Below are 1,571 nucleotides of genomic sequence, written 5' to 3'. Positions count from 1 at the left end.
GCGCCGCGCACGCCGCAGGAGCAGATCCTGTGCGAGCTGTTCGCCGAGGTGCTGGGCCGGGCCCGGGTCGGCGTCGAGGAGGACTTCTTCGACCTGGGCGGGCACTCCCTGCTCGCCACCCGGCTGGTCGCGCGGGTGCGCTCGGTGCTCGGCGTGGAGCTCGGGCTGCGCGCGCTCTTCCAGGCGCCCACGGTGGCGGGTCTGGCCGAGGCGCTGGCCGGGGCCGGCCAGGCCCGCCCGGCGCTGACCGCACAGGAGCGCCCGGAGGCAGTGCCGCTGTCCTTCGCCCAGCGTCGGCTCTGGTTCCTGCACCGCATGGACGGCACCGCTGCGACGTACCACATCCCGCTGGCGCTCCAGCTGACCGGGACGCTCGACCGGGCGTCGCTGGAGGAGGCACTGGCCGACGTGGTGGCCCGGCACGAGAGCCTGCGGACGGTGTTCCCGGAGGTCGACGGCGTCCCGTGCCAACGTGTCCTGGATTCGGCCGAGGCCCGGCCCCGGGCCCGGCTGACCGCGGTGTCCCGGGCCGAACTGCCGGATCGGATGGCCGAGTTCGCCCGGAAGCCCTTCGACCTGGCTGCGGAACCACCGCTGCGGGCGGAGCTGTTCGCGGTCGCACCGGACGAGCACGTGCTGCTGCTGGTGATGCACCACATCGCCGGGGACGGCTGGTCCACCGGTCCACTGGCCCGCGACCTGGCCGAGGCGTACGCCGCCCGGAGCGAGGGCCGCACGCCGACCTGGGCGGATCTGCCGGTGCAGTACACCGACTACACCCTGTGGCAGCGCGACCTGCTCGGTGACGCCGCCGACCCCCGGAGCCGCTTCGCCGAGCAGCTCGACTACTGGAAGCGGCAGCTGTCCGACCTGCCGGAGCTGCTCCAACTGCCCGCCGACCGGCCACGGCCGGCCGTGGCCGGATGGCATGGGGACCATGTCGGCCTGGAGCTTTCGCCGGAACTGCACGCGGCTCTGGTGGAGTTGGCGCGTCATACCGGCACCAGTCTGTTCATGGTGCTGCAGGCGGGCCTGGCGGCGCTGTACACCCGGCTGGGCGCGGGGACGGACATTCCGATCGGCAGCCCGATCGCGGGGCGCACGGATGAGGCGCTGGACGATCTGGTCGGGTTCTTCGTCAACACGCTGGTGCTGCGGACGGACACGAGTGGGGATCCGAGTTTCGCGGAGCTGTTGGGGCGGGTGCGGGAGACGGCTCTGTCGGCTTACGCGCACCAGGACGTGCCGTTCGAGCACCTGGTGGAGGTGTTGAACCCGTCCCGGTCGCTGTCGCACCACCCGCTGTTCCAGACGATTCTTGCCGTGCAGAACGCGCCGATGGGCCGGTTCTCGCTTCCCGGCCTGGAGGTCGCCACCTACGCGGTGGCCACCGGAACCGCCAAGTTCGACCTCGGGGTGAGCCTCGTCGAACAGTTCGGTCCGGACGGGAGTCCGGCCGGGGTCGTTGGTGCGGCGGAGTACGCCACTGACCTGTTCGAGCGGTCGACGGTCGAGGCCCTCGTCCGGCGCTGGACGCTTCTGCTGGAGGCGGTCGCCGCCGATCCGGACCG

Annotated in this window: 1 protein-coding gene; it reads left to right on the top strand. The window is 72.4% G+C overall.

Going from position 1 to position 1,571, the window contains the following annotated elements:
* Positions 1-1,571: condensation domain-containing protein (locus ACFU7Y_RS43845; protein ID WP_380772049.1), on the top strand; the 1,571-nt coding region annotated here is incomplete at both ends.

The organism is Kitasatospora sp. NPDC057542, from assembly GCF_042801945.1.
Classification (GTDB): Bacteria; Actinomycetota; Actinomycetes; order Streptomycetales; family Streptomycetaceae; genus Kitasatospora.
The sequence above is the reverse complement of the archived record's forward strand: the minus strand, read 5'-3'. Positions and strand labels throughout refer to the sequence as shown.